The sequence below is a fragment of the Candidatus Thermoplasmatota archaeon genome, assembly GCA_030018475.1.
Taxonomy (GTDB): Archaea; Thermoplasmatota; JASEFT01; order JASEFT01; family JASEFT01; genus JASEFT01.
Map to the genome: position 1 here is coordinate 1 of JASEFT010000106.1, position 1,214 is coordinate 1,214.

At 38.5% G+C, this 1,214-nt stretch carries 2 protein-coding genes; one reads left to right on the forward strand and one right to left on the reverse strand.

The annotated features are described in order from the left end of the window. Positions 1-451: 451 nt before the first annotated feature. Positions 452-763 carry a hypothetical protein gene (locus tag QMD21_07755; GenBank protein ID MDI6856657.1) on the reverse strand — a complete coding sequence of 104 codons (312 nt, stop codon included), beginning with the start codon at positions 761-763 and terminating at the stop codon, positions 452-454. Between the two features lie 227 nt (positions 764-990). Between QMD21_07755 and QMD21_07760 the strand changes: the two genes are divergently transcribed. Beyond that, a partial coding sequence (locus QMD21_07760) for a 3-hydroxy-5-phosphonooxypentane-2,4-dione thiolase LsrF (GenBank protein MDI6856658.1) occupies positions 991-1,214 on the forward strand: 224 nt, incomplete at its 3' end.

Sequence of the window (1,214 nt, forward strand, 5' to 3'; positions counted from 1 at the left end):
TTAAGTGGGTTGGTTTTGTATCCAAGATAAGGTCTATTTTTGTGCGTGTGCTTCTTTCCTTTGTGCTCTTTTACACATATGTCGAGAGAGTAAAAACGGAGGGAGCCCTGTACATATAATCCAAACTAAATAGACTAATGGGCGGAAAAGACCTAGAGTAGTTAATGCTACGAAGTATGCTGGCCAACCTCCAAGATATATTCCTATGATAGATCCTATAGCTCCTCCTAGGGCACTATGACAATAGCTTTTATATTTTCGATGAACACACGTACAGCATGTATAGGCCAAGAAAGGAGTGAAAAATAGCATTAAATACTTAAGATAACTAGGAGCCCCTGTAATACCCAGAATCTCTATACTCACTGCTCCTATAACTGTCCCAATTCCGCTTCCGTACGGTCCGAATTTATCCAAATCTTTTTTGGTAGAAGGCTTTAACTTCATTTTTTTACCTAAAAAACATTCCTATCTGCGTTTGTAAGTCATCATATCCTCTCTTAAAAGTCAGGTTGTCGTGAAGTATTCCAAAATTCTCTTCTACATATCTCCACCAAGTAGTTGGATCTGAGCCTCTTAGTTCATACCAAGATGCTAAGATTATCTCCTTCCCAGGATTCTTAACATTTTGATTGTATACTTTGTTTCTGATTATTGGTAAGGCATTATTAATAAATATCTCTTGGTCATCTTGGGTGTGTTCGTAAGCTGGGAAACTCCATGGGGTATCTTCAGACCCATAAGTTGAAAAACCTGTCTCCATTATAGCTCCTTTTTTGCCGTATTCATTATATTAATAAGCTCATTTAGCTCATTCCAATGTCCATGTGCCTCGCCATCCAAAGTACGGGGATAATGGTCTATTGCTAGTATACCTAAACTCACGAATATTAATTTAATTCGGAGTATTTGGGCTTTGCTGTGTTATAGTAAATTTATTATATCAACAAGCTATTCTACTATCTATAACTAAGAGGGAAGGCGATTAAGATGGATTGGGGCTTGCGTAATAGACTTGCGCAACTAATTCAAAAAGATGGTAGAGCACTGTTTTTGCCGATAGACCATGGGTATTTTCAAGGTCCTACTACCAAACTAGAGCAGCCTGGCAAGACTATAGCGCCACTTTTACCTTATGCAGATGCAATTATGCTGACTAGAGGAATATTGCGCTCGTGTGTAGACCCAGCTAATACGAAACCGATCATTTTGAG

Excerpts from the sequence above, each read along its gene's own strand:
- QMD21_07755 (MDI6856657.1), bottom strand. The coding sequence starts at position 763 with ATGGAGACAGGTTTTTCAACTTATGGGTCTGAAGATACCCCATGGAGT.